The 14,809-nt window shown below is 71.0% G+C and carries 15 protein-coding genes; 3 read left to right on the top strand and 12 right to left on the bottom strand.

What is annotated here, in order from left to right; all coding sequences use genetic code 11:
- Positions 1–46: 46 nt before the first annotated feature.
- The 6 genes from FVE89_RS15005 to FVE89_RS14980 form a co-directional block, all read right to left on the bottom strand.
- Positions 47–787 carry an NADH dehydrogenase ubiquinone Fe-S protein 4 gene (locus FVE89_RS15005; RefSeq protein WP_160534733.1) on the bottom strand — a complete coding sequence of 247 codons (741 nt, stop codon included), beginning with the start codon at positions 785–787 and terminating at the stop codon, positions 47–49.
- A 122-nt stretch (positions 788–909) separates the two neighbouring features.
- Positions 910–1,254 carry a hypothetical protein gene (locus FVE89_RS15000; RefSeq protein ID WP_160534732.1) on the bottom strand — a complete coding sequence of 115 codons (345 nt, stop codon included), beginning with the start codon at positions 1,252–1,254 and terminating at the stop codon, positions 910–912.
- Between the two features lie 16 nt (positions 1,255–1,270).
- Positions 1,271–1,699, bottom strand: a complete 429-nt coding sequence (locus tag FVE89_RS14995) for a hypothetical protein (protein WP_160534731.1) — start codon at positions 1,697–1,699, stop codon at positions 1,271–1,273.
- A gap of 104 nt (positions 1,700–1,803) precedes the next feature.
- Complete coding sequence (locus FVE89_RS14990) at positions 1,804–2,340, bottom strand: Hsp20/alpha crystallin family protein (RefSeq protein WP_160534730.1); 537 nt, start codon at positions 2,338–2,340, stop codon at positions 1,804–1,806.
- Positions 2,341–2,468: 128 nt separating this feature from the next.
- Positions 2,469–2,957: an Hsp20 family protein gene (locus FVE89_RS14985; protein ID WP_160534729.1), complete on the bottom strand. Its 489-nt coding sequence runs from the start codon at positions 2,955–2,957 to the stop codon at positions 2,469–2,471.
- A 241-nt stretch (positions 2,958–3,198) separates the two neighbouring features.
- Entirely contained in the window at positions 3,199–5,862 is a 2,664-nt protein-coding gene (locus FVE89_RS14980; RefSeq protein WP_160534728.1) for a DNA translocase FtsK, read from the bottom strand.
- A gap of 158 nt (positions 5,863–6,020) precedes the next feature.
- On the opposite strand from FVE89_RS14980, the gene mtnA reads away from it, so the two are divergent.
- The 3 genes from mtnA to FVE89_RS14965 all read left to right on the top strand — a co-directional run bounded on the left by mtnA (position 6,021) and on the right by FVE89_RS14965 (position 7,999).
- Positions 6,021–7,121 (top strand): S-methyl-5-thioribose-1-phosphate isomerase, encoded by a 1,101-nt coding sequence (gene mtnA / locus FVE89_RS14975; protein WP_160534727.1) that lies wholly within the window; start codon positions 6,021–6,023, stop codon positions 7,119–7,121.
- A gap of 156 nt (positions 7,122–7,277) precedes the next feature.
- The gene (locus tag FVE89_RS14970; RefSeq protein ID WP_348644697.1) at positions 7,278–7,505 is read left to right on the top strand and encodes a DUF4160 domain-containing protein; all 228 of its coding nucleotides are present in this window, start codon (positions 7,278–7,280) and stop codon (positions 7,503–7,505) included.
- Positions 7,502–7,999: a hypothetical protein gene (locus FVE89_RS14965; RefSeq protein WP_160534725.1), complete on the top strand. Its 498-nt coding sequence runs from the start codon at positions 7,502–7,504 to the stop codon at positions 7,997–7,999. The genes FVE89_RS14970 and FVE89_RS14965 overlap by 4 nt, the downstream gene beginning before the upstream one ends.
- A gap of 42 nt (positions 8,000–8,041) precedes the next feature.
- Here FVE89_RS14965 and FVE89_RS14960 read toward each other — a convergent pair whose 3' ends face one another.
- The 6 genes from FVE89_RS14960 to ychF form a co-directional block, all read right to left on the bottom strand.
- Positions 8,042–9,409, bottom strand: a complete 1,368-nt coding sequence (locus FVE89_RS14960; RefSeq protein ID WP_160534724.1) for an SDR family NAD(P)-dependent oxidoreductase — start codon at positions 9,407–9,409, stop codon at positions 8,042–8,044.
- Positions 9,410–9,530: 121 nt separating this feature from the next.
- A complete protein-coding gene (locus FVE89_RS14955) occupies positions 9,531–9,803 on the bottom strand; it encodes an acyl carrier protein (RefSeq protein ID WP_160534723.1) in 273 nt (90 codons plus the stop codon).
- A complete protein-coding gene (locus FVE89_RS14950) occupies positions 9,800–11,704 on the bottom strand; it encodes an HAD-IIIC family phosphatase (protein ID WP_160534722.1) in 1,905 nt (634 codons plus the stop codon). Before FVE89_RS14950 ends, FVE89_RS14955 begins: the two co-directional genes overlap by 4 nt.
- Positions 11,705–11,720: 16 nt before the next feature.
- Positions 11,721–12,548, bottom strand: coding sequence for a WcbI family polysaccharide biosynthesis putative acetyltransferase (locus tag FVE89_RS14945; protein WP_281408978.1), 828 nt, complete (start codon positions 12,546–12,548; stop codon positions 11,721–11,723).
- Positions 12,549–12,699: 151 nt separating this feature from the next.
- Positions 12,700–13,689 (bottom strand): MaoC family dehydratase, encoded by a 990-nt coding sequence (locus FVE89_RS14940; RefSeq protein WP_160534720.1) that lies wholly within the window; start codon positions 13,687–13,689, stop codon positions 12,700–12,702.
- 21 nt (positions 13,690–13,710) lie between these two features.
- A complete protein-coding gene (ychF, locus tag FVE89_RS14935; protein WP_160534719.1) occupies positions 13,711–14,808 on the bottom strand; it encodes a redox-regulated ATPase YchF in 1,098 nt (365 codons plus the stop codon).
- Position 14,809 lies beyond the last annotated feature (1 nt).

Genomic DNA, 14,809 nt, shown 5'->3' with positions numbered 1-14,809 from the left:
GAAGGGCTGGATCGCCCTGAGAACCGAGCTCGGGCTCGATCCGGCCTCATGCGGCCATGCGATCGGGCTCCCATGACGCGAGTTCCCCGGGCATCGGCAGCGCGGCGGCCGGCGCGGCCGGGTGGGGGTGCCACGTCTCGCCGAGCGCCAGCAGCGCAGCCTTCACGGCGTCGAGCTGCGACGGCTCGCCCTCGGCCATGCCCTCGGCGGCCGCCACCTCCTTCAGGTGCTCGTCCCAGGCCCAGCGCCGCAGGATCTCCCGCTTGCAGCCGGGCAGCAGCCGGGGATGGTCGAGCACCTGCGCCGGCGTGGCGAACACCGCCGCGGGGTTGATGAGCGCCCGCTCCAGATCCGGAAGCCCGGCCGTATTCCTGCGGCCTCCCGCGGCGCGTCGGACCGGCGGGCGCGGGGGCCGCGGCCGCGGGCCGGGCCGCCAGGACGGGATCGTCGGCGCGACCGGCGTCGGGCCGGTGACGCCGGTCTCGGGCTCGACGGTGTAGTCCAGGCCCTGGCGCTCGGCATAGGCGATCGCCTGCGCCCTCGTGGGGAAGCTGAGCTGGACCTGCGTGGCGAGGGGATCGTCGCCGGCCGTCCAGCCCATCAGGGGCTCGATCTCGGGCGGCGTCTCGCGCGCGATGGTGAGGAGCCACGTTCCCGTCCGGGCGCGGCCCGCGGTGTCGACCGGGCGCTCGCGGCGCCGGATCCGGGCCGCGCGGCCGGCGAGCCAGCTCGGCGGCGCCGCCACGGGCGGATTGTTGTGGCCGATTCCGATCGTCCGTTCCTCCATGGTGACCTCCCGATGGGTCTCGATATCTTGACCGGGACCGGAGCGCCGCAGGGGCCCCGATCCCCTCTCATCCCGAAGGCCGGTGCATCCTCCGGGACGCAATGTGCGGGTCCTTCATGCGGTCAGGCTCCGAGGAGCCCGAGCCGCGCCGCCGCCTGGACGCCGAAACTCGCCGCGAAGGACAGCAGCGCGGCGTCCCAGGGCGTCAGGGTCGGGGCCGCGGCCGGCGGAACGCCCCGGGTGAGGGCGAGGCCGAGCCACGCGAAGCCCGACAGGCTGAAGAGCCCGGCCGCGACCCAGGGCAGGGCCGCGGGCGGGCAGGGCGCCGCGAGGGCGAGGCACATCACGGCGGTCAGCAGCCAGCTGACCAGCACGGATTCGCCGGTCTCGCCCGCCGGGTCACCGGCGCGGTGCCGCCGGCGGCGCCAGAGTTCGTTCCGGTGATGGTTCAGGTTGAACGTCGCCATGAAACGCCCTCCGGGTTCAGTTCAGGGCGGATCCGGGCGCGCCCCGTCCACGGTCCCAGCGGCGGGTGAAGGCCGCCGGGAAGAGCGGCCGGCTTAGGCTCGGCTCCGGCGCGGATCCCGCGTCGAGGGCCTGGAGCGCCGCCAGGATCTCGTCGATCGGGACGGGCTCGGCCCGGCAGCCCGGCAGGCAGCGCAGGGTCGGGCTGGATTCGATCGCCCGGGCGTCGGAGGCCCAGGAGGCCAGGATCGCCCGCTTCTCGGGCGTGGACAGGCCCGGATAGGTCAGCACCTCGCGCGGGTGCCGGAAGACATCGCCCGGCGCCACGAAGGCCTCGAACGGGTCGACCGCCGGGGCCCGGAGATTGGCGGCCGCCACCGGGCCGAGACGCTCGATCCCGGTCTCGACCGGGCCGGCCTGAAGGAAGGGGGTGTCGATCTGCTGCATGAAATCCTCCGCGTGCGGGCAAAGGCTGGGGCGGCCGGCACGCCCTTTCGGGTGCGCGCCGGCCGCCGCGTCATGCGGTCCGTCTCACAACGCCCTGGCGGCGCTCAGTGCTTGGACGCCGAAGCGCCGCTGCCGTTGATGGCGATGCGGCGCCGACGCTCCGGCGCCTCGGCCGCGCGCGGCAGCGTCACGGTGAGCACGCCGTTGCGGAAGGTCGCCTCGGCCTTGTCCTCCTGCACCGCGAAGGGCAGGGCGATCGAGCGCTCGAAGCGGCCATAGCTGCGCTCGGAATAGCCCCGCTCCTTGTCGGTGGTCTCGGCGCGCTTCTCGCCCTTCAGGGTCAGCACGCCGTCCTCGATCAGGAGCTCGACATCCTTCTCGTCGAGCCCGGGCAGCTCGGCGGAGACGCGCAGGGCGCCGCCATCCGCCTCGACAACCTCGACGCTCGGCCAGCCGAAGCTCCGGCTCGCCAGACCCGAGCCTGTCAGGCTCGGCACGCCAAATCCGTTGAAGACGTCGTCGAACAGGCGGTTCACCTCGCGGTGCAGCGCCAGGAACGGGCTCGCCGGCTCGTTCGGCAGGCCGGCCGGGGCCGGGGCGCTGGTGCCGCGGTTCCAGGGGATCAGATCTCTCACGCTCATGATGCGCTCTCCATCGCAGATGTAGCCCGTTGCGGAAGCGGGCCTCCGGATCCGGGGACCCGCAAGAGAGTGTCGTCTGACGTGTCGTCCGTCCGGCCCCGGCGGGGCCCGGGCCGGAGGATGCGGGATCAGGCCGCCTTGGCCTCGCGCTCGCGGGTGATCTGCGCCGGGGCGTTGTCCTGCCCGGACGTCGCCGAGACGCCGCCGATGGCGATGCGGCGCGGCTTCAGGGCTTCCGGCACCTCGCGCTTCAGCGCGACGGTGAGCAGGCCGTTCTCCAGGCTCGCGCCCACCACCTTCACGTGCTCGGCCAGATTGAAGGTCTGGCGGAAGGAGCGCGCCGCGATGCCGCGGTAGAGGTACTGCTTCTCGCCCTCCTGGCCCGCTTTCTGGCCGGTGACGAGGAGGGTGGTGTCCTGCTGGGTCAGCTCGATCTCGTCGGCCGTGAAGCCCGCCACCGCCATGGTGATGCGGTACTGGTCCTCGGCGACCTTCTCGATGTTGTAGGGCGGCCAGGCGGCGGACGGCTCGACGCGCTCGGCCTGGTTGAGCAGATCGAACAGGCGGTCGAACCCGACGGACGACCGGAACAGGGGCGAAACGTCGTAAGTCCTCATAACCACATCCTCCATTGAGCAACGTGACTACAAGCGACGCCGGACACCGAGCCCGGCGCCCTCACGCGAGCCCGTTTCGGGCCTCGCACGCGCGTAACGTGTGGATGGCGAGCGGGTTCCGCAAGCGGACGAAAATTTTTGCGGTTTTGGCGAGAGGGGTTAGAGCGGCGCGATCGGGCCCACGCGTCTCCCTCCCCCGCAGAGGGGGAGGGGAAGCTGCGGATACGAGGCCCCCCACTCCTCAGCCGACCGCGTCCTCCACCAGGATCTCGCGCTTGCCGGCGTGGTTGGCCGGGCCGACAATGCCCTCGACCTCCATCCGCTCCATCAGCGAGGCGGCGCGGTTGTAGCCGATCTGAAGCCGGCGCTGGATGTAGCTGGTCGAGGCCTTCTGGTCGCGCAGCACCACCTGGACGGCCTGCTCGTAGAGGTCGCCCCCGGCCTCGCCGAACGAACCCTGGTCGAACACCGCCCCGTCGAGTTCGAGTTCCGCCGCGCCGGCCTTGCCCTTGCCGCCCTTCTCAGGCGCGCCCTCTTCCTCATCCGCCGTGACGGCGTCGAGGTAGCTGGGGCGGCCCTGGCGCTTGAGGTGGGCCACGACGGTCTCGACCTCGCTGTCCGAGCAGAACGGCCCGTGGACGCGCGTCGTGCGCCCGCCGCCGGCCATGAACAGCATGTCGCCCTGGCCGAGCAGCTGCTCCGCGCCCATCTCGCCGAGGATCGTGCGCGAGTCGATCTTGCTCGTGACCTGGAAGCTGATCCGGGTCGGGAAGTTCGCCTTGATCGTGCCGGTGATCACGTCCACCGACGGGCGCTGCGTCGCCATGATCAGGTGGATGCCCGCCGCCCGCGCCATCTGGGCCAGACGCTGGATCGCGCCCTCGATGTCCTTGCCGGCCACCATCATCAGGTCGGCCATCTCGTCCACCACGATCACGATGTACGGCAGAGGCGCGAGGTCCATCGCCTCGTCCTCGTAGATCGCCTCACCGGTATGGCGGTCGAAGCCCGTCTGGACGGTCCGGGTCAGCACCTCGCCGCGCTCGGCCGCCTCGGCGACCCGGGCGTTGTAGCCGTCGATGTTGCGGACCGCGATCTTGGCCATCTTCTTGTAGCGCTCCTCCATCTCGCGCACGGCCCATTTGAGGGCGATGACCGCCTTCTTGGGATCGGTGACGACCGGGGAGAGCAGGTGCGGGATGCCGTCATAGACCGACAACTCCAGCATCTTGGGATCGACCATGATCAGGCGGCACTCCTCGGGCTTGAGCCGGTAGAGCAGCGACAGGATCATGGTGTTGATGGCGACCGACTTGCCCGAGCCGGTGGTGCCGGCGACGAGCAGGTGCGGCATGCGCGCGAGGTCGGCGATGATCGGCTCGCCGCCGATGTTTTTTCCTAAGCACAAAGCCAGCTTGTGCTTGCTCTCGGCGAAATCCGTGGAGGCCAGCAGCTCGCGCAGATACACCGTCTCGCGCTTGGCGTTCGGCAATTCGATGCCGATGGCGTTGCGGCCGGGGACGACCGCGACACGGGCGGAGACCGCCGACATCGACCGGGCGATATCGTCGGCCAGCGCGATCACGCGGCTCGACTTGGTGCCGGGCGCCGGCTCCAGCTCGTACAGGGTGACGACCGGGCCGGGCCGCACCGCCAGGATGTCGCCGCGCACGCCGAAATCGCCGAGCGTCGCCTCCAGCATCGTGGCGTTCTGCTCCAGGGCATCGGCCGAGATCAGGCTCGCCTGCGACGGGCCGCGGGGGGCGGCCAGCAGGTCGAGGGCCGGCAGGGCGTAATCCTCGGGCCGGAGCGGCGGCGCCGGGGCACGGCGGGCCGGAACCGGGGCGGCGGCCGGCGGGGCGACCCGGGACGCCGTGGGCTCGGGCGGGGGCGGCTGAGGGCGCTGCGGCGCGCGCTGGGGCGAGGACGATTGCGGCGCGGGCTGTTGCGCAGCCTCGAAGCCCTCGGCCTCGTCGTGCGGCATCAAGGTGTGGTCGGCCTCCCCCTCGGCGGGCGCCGCGTCGAAGACGGGCTCGCGCCGGCCCGGGCCGGGCTGGGCGCCCCCGGGCAGGTGGTCGGCCCAGGGCAGGTCGGCATCCGTGAAGGCCCGCCGGGCCGCCAGCGCCGGCGAGGCGCCGTCGAAGGGCTCGGCCCGGCCCGCGCGCCATCCGGCGATCCGGTCGGCGACCGCGAGGCGGAGCCGCATCAGGCCCTGCGCCAGGGCACCGACCCCCACGAGGCCGAGGCCCGGCTCGTCGGCCTCCTCGCGCTCCTCGCGGTTCCTGACCGGCGGACGCCGCACGGGATAGGGCTCGTCGTGGAACGCCTCCTCTTCGACGACACCGAAGCGGCAGGCCCCGGTGAGGCTGAGGATCGCCACCGCGGCATAGGCGAAGCCGACGAGATGGGCCGCGGCCGACGAGACCGCCCCGACGATCACCCGGGCCATCGACAGCAGCCCGTCGCCGGCCACGCCCCCGAGACCCGTGGGCAGCGGCCAGCGCGTGGTGGGCGGCAGGGCGCTCGCCACCGCGCTCGCCGCGCAGAAGCCGATGATCCAGAGGGCGATCCGCATCCCGCCGTCGGGCAGGTCGCGCTCGCGCATCAGCCGCACGCCCCAGAGGGCCGGGGGCAGCACGAAGGCGAGCGATCCCAGCCCGAGGATCTGCATGCAGAGATCCGCCACCACCGCGCCCGGCTGGCCGAGCACGTTGTGGGCGGGATGGTCGGTGGCGTGGTTGAGGCTCGGGTCGTCGATCGACCACGTGGCCAGAGCCACGGTCAGCGCGACCGCGCCGGTGAACAGCACGAGCCCGCCGAGTTCCGTCAGGCGCTTGCCCAGGAACGGGCGGACGCTGTCGACGAAGGTATCGTAGGGCGATGCGGGACGGCGAAGCGAGCGCATGCGGGACCGGACGCGGAGCGGGAACGTACCCGGAAGGCTAGGCATGGCCGCCTTAACGAGCCGCTAAGGTTGAGGAAGCCTGACCGGCCTTCCCCCAGGCCGCGTCCGCGCCGGGCCGAAGGGTGCAAACCGCGTCCCGCTGTGGCACAGGAGCACCCATGAACATCGACGGCCAGCCCTACCGCACGATCTTCCCGGACCCGGACGGGATCAGCGTCCAGGTGATCGACCAGACGCGCCTGCCCTTCGCGTTCGAGCTGAAGCGCCTCGCCACCCTGGACGACGCCGCGGTGGCGATCCGCACCATGATCGTGCGCGGCGCACCGCTGATCGGCGTCACCGCGGCCTACGGGCTGGCGCTCGCCATGCGCGAGAACGCCTCCATGGAGGGGATCGACCGGGCGGTGGCCGCGCTCGCCGCCACGCGGCCGACCGCGATCAACCTGCGCTGGGCACTCGACCGGGTCGCCGCCAACCTGCGGCAGGTCGCCCCCGACGAGCGCTTCGCCCGCGCCTTCGCGGAGGCCGGCCGGATCGCCGAGGAGGATGTCGCGAGCTGCCGCGCGATCGGCGCCCATGGCGGCCGGATCATCGCCGATCTGCACAAGGCCAAGGGCGGGAAGCCGATTACCGTGCTGACCCACTGCAATGCCGGCTGGCTCGCCACGGTGGATTGGGGCACGGCGCTGGCCCCGGTCTACGCCGCCCACGCGCTGGGCGTGCCGGTCCATGTGCTGGTCGACGAGACCCGCCCGCGCAGCCAGGGCGCGGCGCTGACCGCCTTCGAGCTGAACGGCCACGGCGTGCCCCACACGGTGATCGCCGACAATGCCGGCGGCCACCTGATGCAGCACGGGCAGGTCGACCTGTGCATCGTGGGCTCGGACCGGACCACGGCGCGCGGCGACGTGTGCAACAAGATCGGCACCTACCTGAAGGCGCTGGCCGCCCACGACACCGGCGTGCCGTTCTACGCGGCGCTGCCGTTCTCGACGATCGACTGGACGCTGCAGGACGGCGTGACGGAGATCCCGATCGAGGAGCGCGACGGGCGGGAGGTCACCCACATGACCGGGCGGCTGCCTGACGGCGGCTTCGCCACGATCGAGGTTGTCTCGCCCGGCAGCCCGGTGGCCAACCCGGCCTTCGACGTGACGCCGGCGCGGCTGGTGACCGGGATCATCACCGAGCGCGGCGTGTGCGACGCGAGCGCCGAGGGGCTGTACGGGCTCTATCCGGAGCGGCGGAAGGCGGCGTGAGAGAGACGCCCGGAATCGGGGCGTTTGGCAGCACATGAACTTTGAACAGGCAGCGCGTAGCGAGCCGAAGGCCGTCCTTTCCCTGCTAGCCGGCGTCCGTTCCTCGAACTATGTTTGTCGAGGGCGGCGATGGGCAGGCTTGCGCGAATCGGGAACGTGGTGATCCGGATCATTCCCGGCGATCATCTGCCCCCGCACTTTCACGCCATCGGGCCGGACTTCGAGGCGTTCATCGTGATCGAGACGCTGTTGATTTTTCGGGGCAGCCTCCCGCCGCGGGCGCGTCGGGCGGTCATGACGTGGGCCACGGAGAACCACGCCGCGCTCGTTGCCGAATGGAATCGCGTGAACCCGCGCTTCCCGATCGCCAGAGTGCCGTCATGACGCAATCTCTACCTCGGATCGCTGCCGTCTCTGCCGTGAGTGACACGGCGCTGCATGTCTCTTGGAAAGGCGGGGGCGAGGACGTGATCGAGCTGGCCGGTTGGATTGCCCGAGGGTGTCCAATCTTGGAGCCGCTCAAGGAACCGGCTCTGTTCCGCAAACCCGGGCTGACCGACTACGACGCCGTTGTGTTCTGGGGCGACGAGGACGGGGATCTGGGAATTGACGCCTATCATCTGAGCCTGCTGGCCGAAGAGCAACGCGCGTTCAAGGCTTTGGACCTTGCGGCTTGGCAGGCGGAGATGGCCGTATCGGATGAAGAGGCCGCGGATCTGCTCCGAACCTCCTTCGATCAATTCAATACCTGGAAGGCGGGAACAGCGGTTGTGCCATCGCAGGTGGCGATGCTGTGCCGGGCGATGGCGCGCGATCCGCTGCTCGTTGAGGCCCACTATCAACCGGACAAGGACTGGCTCACCTCTGGCGCGGCCTGAGTCTCCTTGCCGCCCGCACGGACGGCCGGATACAGGCGAGCCTCATGTCGCCGCGCGGTCGGCCCCGGCCTGAACGCTCCAAATCGCCGCCAGCATCTCGTCGATCGCCGATCCGGTCTCCACCGGCTGCACGCTGGCCGTCTGGTCCGTCTGGAGGCGCGGCAGGCGGCGGATATGGGCCCGGACGCCCTTGAGCAGGCGGGGCAGGTCCGCGCACAGCACCTCGCCGGCCGCCTTCGCCATGGCGTATTCGGTCAGGCCGGCCGGCCGCTCGGCGACCGCGACGCTCGACGGGTAGAACACGGCGATGGGCTGCGGGCCGGCCGCGCGCAGGCCGGCGCAGAGTTCGTAGAAGGCGTGGACGTAGAACGCCATCATCTCCCCGAGCAGGGCGGGATCGAGGCCCCGGCCGCGCTTCCCGAAGATGAACGGCGTCGCGAAATAGTAGAGCTGGTCAAAGGCCGCGCCGGCGGGGATCTGCCCGGCGATCGGCTGCCGCACGTCGAGCTTGAGGACAGCACAGGTCCCGCCGGCCGCGCGGATCTCTTGCGCGACTGCGTTGGCCTCGCCGTCGCCGACCGCGTAGGTGAGGGTGACCTCAGCCCCGCCCAGGGCCAGCAGCTTCGCCGTCAGCGCGCCGAGGCCGCGCGACCCGCCGACCACCAGGGTCCGGCGGCCCGCGAACGCATGCGGCTCAACGAGACCCCGCAGCGCGTCGACGCCGGGCTGCTCCGTCGGCGGCGCGCGCCGGAACGCCTCGACGGTCCCGCTCAACGCAGCGCCCGTCACCCGCATGGTGACGAGGTTGAAGCGTTCGTCGTCGCGCAGCACGGCGTACCGCATCGCCGACCCGACCGCGTCCGCCCCGCGGGTCGCCGAGAAGCCACGGAAGATCGAGTGCAGGCCCGGGCAGACCATCCCGACGAGCTTCGACAGGCCGGCGAGATCGACCAGGAAGCCGGGGCCGAGTGCGGCCGAGGCCTTCGGGAAGGCCGCCGCCATGGCGTCCGCACGGGCCTCCAGCGGGAAGCTGTGCGCGTCGGGCTCTGCGGGCTGAGAGGACGGGTCGGTGCGAGGGGACAGGTCGATCCGGGTGACCGCCACATCATCGACGAGGATGGTGAGCTGCGCGCGCCCGGCATCCGGCCGAAGCCGGCACAGGTCGCCGACATGGATCATCCTGTCGAACCGGACCGTCAGGGCGCCGACCCCGTCGAGGAGATCCCCGGCGGCGTCGAGGGCCCACAGCACGGCATGGATCCCGTGCACGACCGGCCGCCCGGCTTGCATACGCCGGGCCGCCTTGGCGTCCATGTGCATCGGGTTGGTGTCGCCCGACAAAGCCGCGAAGGCCTGCTGGTCCTCAGGCGTGAAGCGGCGCTCGGGCAGGTTGTCCAAGGCGGCCCTCATAGGGTTTCCAAAGGGCTGAAGCCCTTTGGCGGGTGCTCAGGGTGGAGCCCCGAGACGATGACCAGGGCTCCGCCCTGGACCCGCGAAAGGTCTCGACCTTCCGAAACCACGACGTGATCCATCAGGCGTGCGCGCTCTTCGCCGGACCCTTGGCCTGCAACTTGGCCGCGATCAGGTCGGCGAGGGCGCCGACGCTCGTGAGCTTCTCGATCTCGGCGCTCGACATCCGGATGCCGAAAAGCTCCTCCGCGGCCAGGAGGATGTTGATGTGGCTCGCCGAATCCCAGCCCTCCACGTCGTCGGCCGTCGTCTCGGGGCGAAGCTCGATCGCATCGTCCGCCAGCACGTCCCGGAAGATCTGCGTCAGCCCGGCATAGATGGCTTGCTGCGTCATCGGGTGGTCTCCACGATCGTCATGGGTAGCGCGGGGTGTTCGGGGGCCGGCAGGTCGAGGCGCCAGCGCGTCGTGCCGTCCGCCGCCGTGCCGTCCGCCGCGAAGCCGAGGCGGGCGTAATGGTCGCTCACCATCCCGTTCTTCGGCGTCGGCCGGTAGGTGCCGACGAGGGCGCGGGCGCCCATCCGGGCGGCCTCGGCGGCGAGCACCGCCAGCGTCGCCTCCTCGACCCGCCGCTTCAGCACGCGGCAGCTCATCAGCCACGTGTCGATCACGCAGTCGGTCCCCTGCAGGCGGCCGATCACGACCGCGATGATGCCGTTGTCGCCGAACCGGTCCCGGAGCCGGAGGTGCAGCCCGAGGGCGCCCGGGTCGGCCATCACGGCGCGGATCTCGGCCTCGTCGGTGCGCTGCGTCGTCAGGTTGAACTGGTTGGTCTTGTTGATCAGCTGGACGACCCGCGCGAGGTTCACGCTGTCGAACCGCGACCATTCCAGGACCATCTGCAGGCCCCGGAGATAGGATCCCAGGTCGGTGGCCCCCGCGAGTGCGGCATCCCGCTCGGCGTTCTGCCGGTACTGCGCGGTGCGGTCGCGATCGTCGGCGGTGAGGACGACGCCCTCGAAATAGCCGGCCTCCGCGAGGCAATGCGGGACCAGCGCGGGGTCCTCCGGCACCTCCGGCACGGCGACCATCGGCAATTCGGTCCGGACGAGGTCGCGCTCGAACGGGTTGTCGTCGACGAAGACGAGGCTGTCGAGCCCGATATTGAGCCGCCGGGCGATCTCCCGGAGGTTGGTGGCCTTGTCGTCCCAGTTGGCCACGAAGCAGGCGATGTCCTGGCGCTTGAGCGCCATCTCGGGATGGCGCTCGAACGGCGCCAGCGCGTTCGCGGAATCGTTCTTGGAGCAAACGGCGAGCAGGATGCCGCGCTTGGCCTGATCGAGCCCGAAATGCTGCACGGCGAGGAACGCCTCTCCCTGCGCGTCGCCGTTGCCGATCACGATGCCGTCGAGGCCGTCATCGCCGATCACCCCGCCCCAGAGGGTGTTGTCGAGATCGAACACGAGGCATTTGGCCGTGAGGCCCTGCCGCGCCGCCACGACCCGCGCCACCAGCTCGCCGTAGCGGGGCGCCGCATTCGGCGGGATCTCCTGCTTGGCCCGATGCCACAGCACGGGGTTGTGCCACGGGCCGATCCCGTGCCGGGCCGCGGCATCGTCCACGGCGATCAGGTCGATGCCGGCGGGGTCGGCACGCTCGCGCAGCCGCGCGTTCAGGCGGGTCACGAAACGGTGGCGCGAGCCCGGCATCCGGTGCTCGTTGCTGCCGAACAGGGCCGGAAACACCGGCAGCACCGTCTGCTGCAGCACCCGGGCTCCGAACCGCGCCTGCGCGGCCGTCCAGAGGCCTTCGAGGTGCCCCGCCATCCGGTCGAGGGCGGCGTCGGCCTCAGCCAGGTCCGCCAGATCCCGCGCGCCCTGGGTGAGGTGGTGCGCGTCGAGGGCGATCAGGATCGTGTCGGGCGCGAAGGCGAGAAGCTCCGGTCCCGGCGCTTCGAGTTCCTGCAGGTACTGGCCGTAGCCGGTCTCGTGCAGGGTCAGCCAGATGCCGCGGCGCAGGGCGGCGACCCGGAGGGCCGGGAACAGATGGCTCTGCGTCGCCGAGCCGAGGACGGCAAGGCGCACCGGCTTCGTGGTCAGGTGGGGCGGCTGGTCGGGGAAGCGCTTGCGCAGCCCGGCATCGACGCGATTGGTCTGCACGAAATCGAGATCGGTCCGCGCCAGGGCTGCGAGGCCCGCCCAGGCCCGGGCCGGATCGGGCTCGGCCAGGGCCGCCGCGAGGCGGTCGCGCCAGTCGTCCGGCGGAGCCGGGAGCCAGGAAAGGCCGGGGGATGTCATGGACCCGCTCTCCGCCTCAGCCGAGATGCCGGATGTACATCCGCGTGTAGTCCTCCCAGGTGACGTGGCCCATCGGGGCGTAGTGGTAGATCCGGCCGGGCTGCGCCCAATCCAGTTCGAGCCGTTCGGCGACCGCCGGATGCACCGGCACCTGCATCGTCCCCCAATTGTCGAGGGCGGACGGGTCCGGCAGCGCGGGGGCGATGCCGAGCTTGCCGCAGCAATAGGCCATCAGCTCCCGGTAGAGCAGGCCGCTCGGATGGCCGAGCCAGTGGAAGAGCTGCTGCGTCCGGGCATTGTCGCGGACGAAGGCCCCGAGATCGCAGCGGTAGGTCGAATCGACCGCCGCGAGGGTCTCGTCCTCCATCTCGAGGAGGCGGGCGAAGTTCTTGGCGAGGCCCGGCACCGCGAGGTCCCGGTAGGCGACGAACCGCTGTTCGGGATCCGGGATGTCGCCGCGCAGCCGGGCCAGCAGGCCGTCGGCGAAGCGCACCGGACCGCTCGCGGCGGCATCGGCCTCCGCGCGCGGGTCCCGGCCGTAGATCAGGCCGTCGAACGGCCAGAAGGTGCGCCGGAGCAGGTTTGGATACCCGAAGCGCGCGACGCCCGGCGGAACCGAGTCCCGCTCGTACCGCTCGGCTTCCGCGATGCCCTGGATGAAGACGGCATGCGCCCGATCGACGATCGCCTGCAACGCGGGAGATGGGGTCGGGGTCGCGTGCAGGGCGAGAGAATGAAACTCGAATTCTTCTTTCAGCTCATCGATCTGCGAAAAGAAAGAAGCCAAGTCAGAGGCATTGCAGTTTCCGACGAATACGACTTGCCTTCTTGACGACAGCAGCATGCGCACCTCTGGCACGCCGACCGGCGTGATGGTTCAACCGAGACCGTCCTGATATCCCGCCGGGCATCGACCGTCGATACCGAGGGTATAAAAATATCAGGAACCGGATTCTGGACATCCGGCCGGCTTCGCCATCACGGTACTGCTGCGCTCAAGGCTCCCAGCGGTGGAACACGGCGCTGTCGAAGGCGAAGACCGGCTCGCCGCGCTGGTTCACTCCCGTGTTGCGGGCGAAGGCCAGCCCCCAGCCGGGCCGCGAGGCCGAGGCGCGCTTGTCGGTGAGCTTGGCGCTGAACCGTATCGTGTCGCCCGCGTAGACGGGCTTCAGCCAGCGCAGGTTCTTGAAGCCGGGGGAGGGGCCAGCCTCGGGCACGGGGCCGCGGGCGGCCGTGTAGGCGGCGTCGCGGGCGCGGGTGGTGAGCAGCCGGTTCATGTAGGCGGCGGCCGTGTGCCAGCCCGAGGCGCACAGCCCGCCGAAATGGCTGCGCTTGGCCGCCTCGGGGTCGATGTGGAAGGCCTGCGGGTCGTAGGCGCGGGCGAACGCGATGATCGCCTCGGCGCTGAACGGGTAGGGGCCGAGGTCGCGGGTCGAGCCGATCTCGGCCTCGCGCAGGAAGGGCAGGATCTCGGCATCCTCCGGTTCCGTCACGGGGCCGGGCTCGCCGATCGCGACGGGCCGCGGCGGCAGGGGATCGGTGCCGCGCCGGGCCAGCATCACGGTGAAGCGCTGGGTCAGCACCGTCTCGCCCCGCTGGTTGCCGAGGGCGACCTCCGCGGTCACGAAGCCGAGCCCCGGCTTCGAGGCCGAGTCCCGGATCCCGAGGACCCGGAAGGTCAGCGTCAGGGTATCGTCCGGCAGCACCGGCCCGAGCCAGCGCAACTCGTCGATCCCCGGCGCGCCGAGGGACGAGCCGCCCCGGAACGGCCCCCGCTGGAGCAGCCGCATGCCGAGCGCGGCCGTGTGCCAGCCCGAGCCGATCAGCCGGCCCGCGAAGGTTCCTTCCGCCGCCGCCTCATCGAGGTGGAACGGCTGGAAATCGAAGTGCTTCGCGTAGCTCACGATGGCGTCGCGGGTGACCGTCAGCGGCTCGCCGACGATCACGTCGCCGACGGAGAAATCTTCGAAGGCGGGATCGGGCATGGCGGGTGCGTCCGGGGAGGATCAGTTGGCGAAGCGGAAATGCAGCACGTCGCCGTCCTGCACCACGTACTCCTTGCCTTCCAGCCGCAGCTTGCCGGCGTCCCGGGCACCGGCCTCGCCGTTCAGCGTCGTGTAGTCCTTGAACGCGATGGTCTCGGCCCGGATGAAGCCCTTCTCGAAATCCGAGTGGATCACCCCGGCGGCGCCCGGCGCGCGGGTGCCCTTGGTGATCGTCCAGGCCCGGGCCTCCTTGGGGCCGACCGTGAAGTAGGTCACGAGGCCGAGGAGATCGTAGCCGGCGCGGATCACCCGGTTGAGGCCGGGCTCGGCGAGCCCCACCGCCTCCAGGAACTCGGCCTGGTCGGCCTCCGGCATCACGGCGATCTCGCTCTCGATCTTGGCCGAGACCACGACTGCCACGGCGCCCTCGGCCCTGGCGCGGGCGAAGACCGCGTCCGAATAGCTGTTGCCCTTGTCGGCGTCGCCCTCGTCGACGTTGCAGACGTAGAGGACGGGCTTGGCCGTCATCAGGCCGAGCGACTGGAACAGCTTCTCCTCGTCGGGCTTGCGCTCCACCAGCCGCGCGGGCTTGCCCTCGCGCAGGAGGGGCAGGGCGCGGTTGACGAGGTCGAGGCTCTCCTTGGCCTCCTTGTCGGAACCCTTGGCCTTCTTCTCCAGGGCCACGGCCCGGCGCTCCAGGCTGTCGAGGTCGGCGAGCATCAGCTCGGTCTCGATGGTCTCGATGTCGGCGGCCGGATCGACCTTGCCCTCCACGTGGGTGACGTCGCCGTCCGTGAAGCAGCGGACCACGTGGGCGATGGCGTCGACCTCGCGGATATTGGCCAGGAACTGGTTGCCCAGGCCCTCACCCTTCGAGGCGCCGCGCACGAGGCCGGCGATGTCCACGAAGGTCAGCCGGGTCGGGATCTTTTCCTTCGAGCCCGCGATGCGGACGAGGTCGTCGAGCCGGGGATCGGGCACCGCCACCTCGCCGACATTCGGCTCGATGGTGCAGAACGGGTAATTGGCCGCCTGGGCCGCCGCCGTCTGCGTCAGCGCGTTGAAGAGGGTCGACTTGCCGACGTTCGGCAGGCCGACGATGCCGCATTTGAAGCCCATG

The sequence above is a fragment of the Methylobacterium sp. 2A genome, from assembly GCF_009806555.1.
Lineage (GTDB): Bacteria > Pseudomonadota > Alphaproteobacteria > Rhizobiales > Beijerinckiaceae > Methylobacterium.
This window is presented reverse-complemented; position numbering and strand designations above follow the sequence as displayed.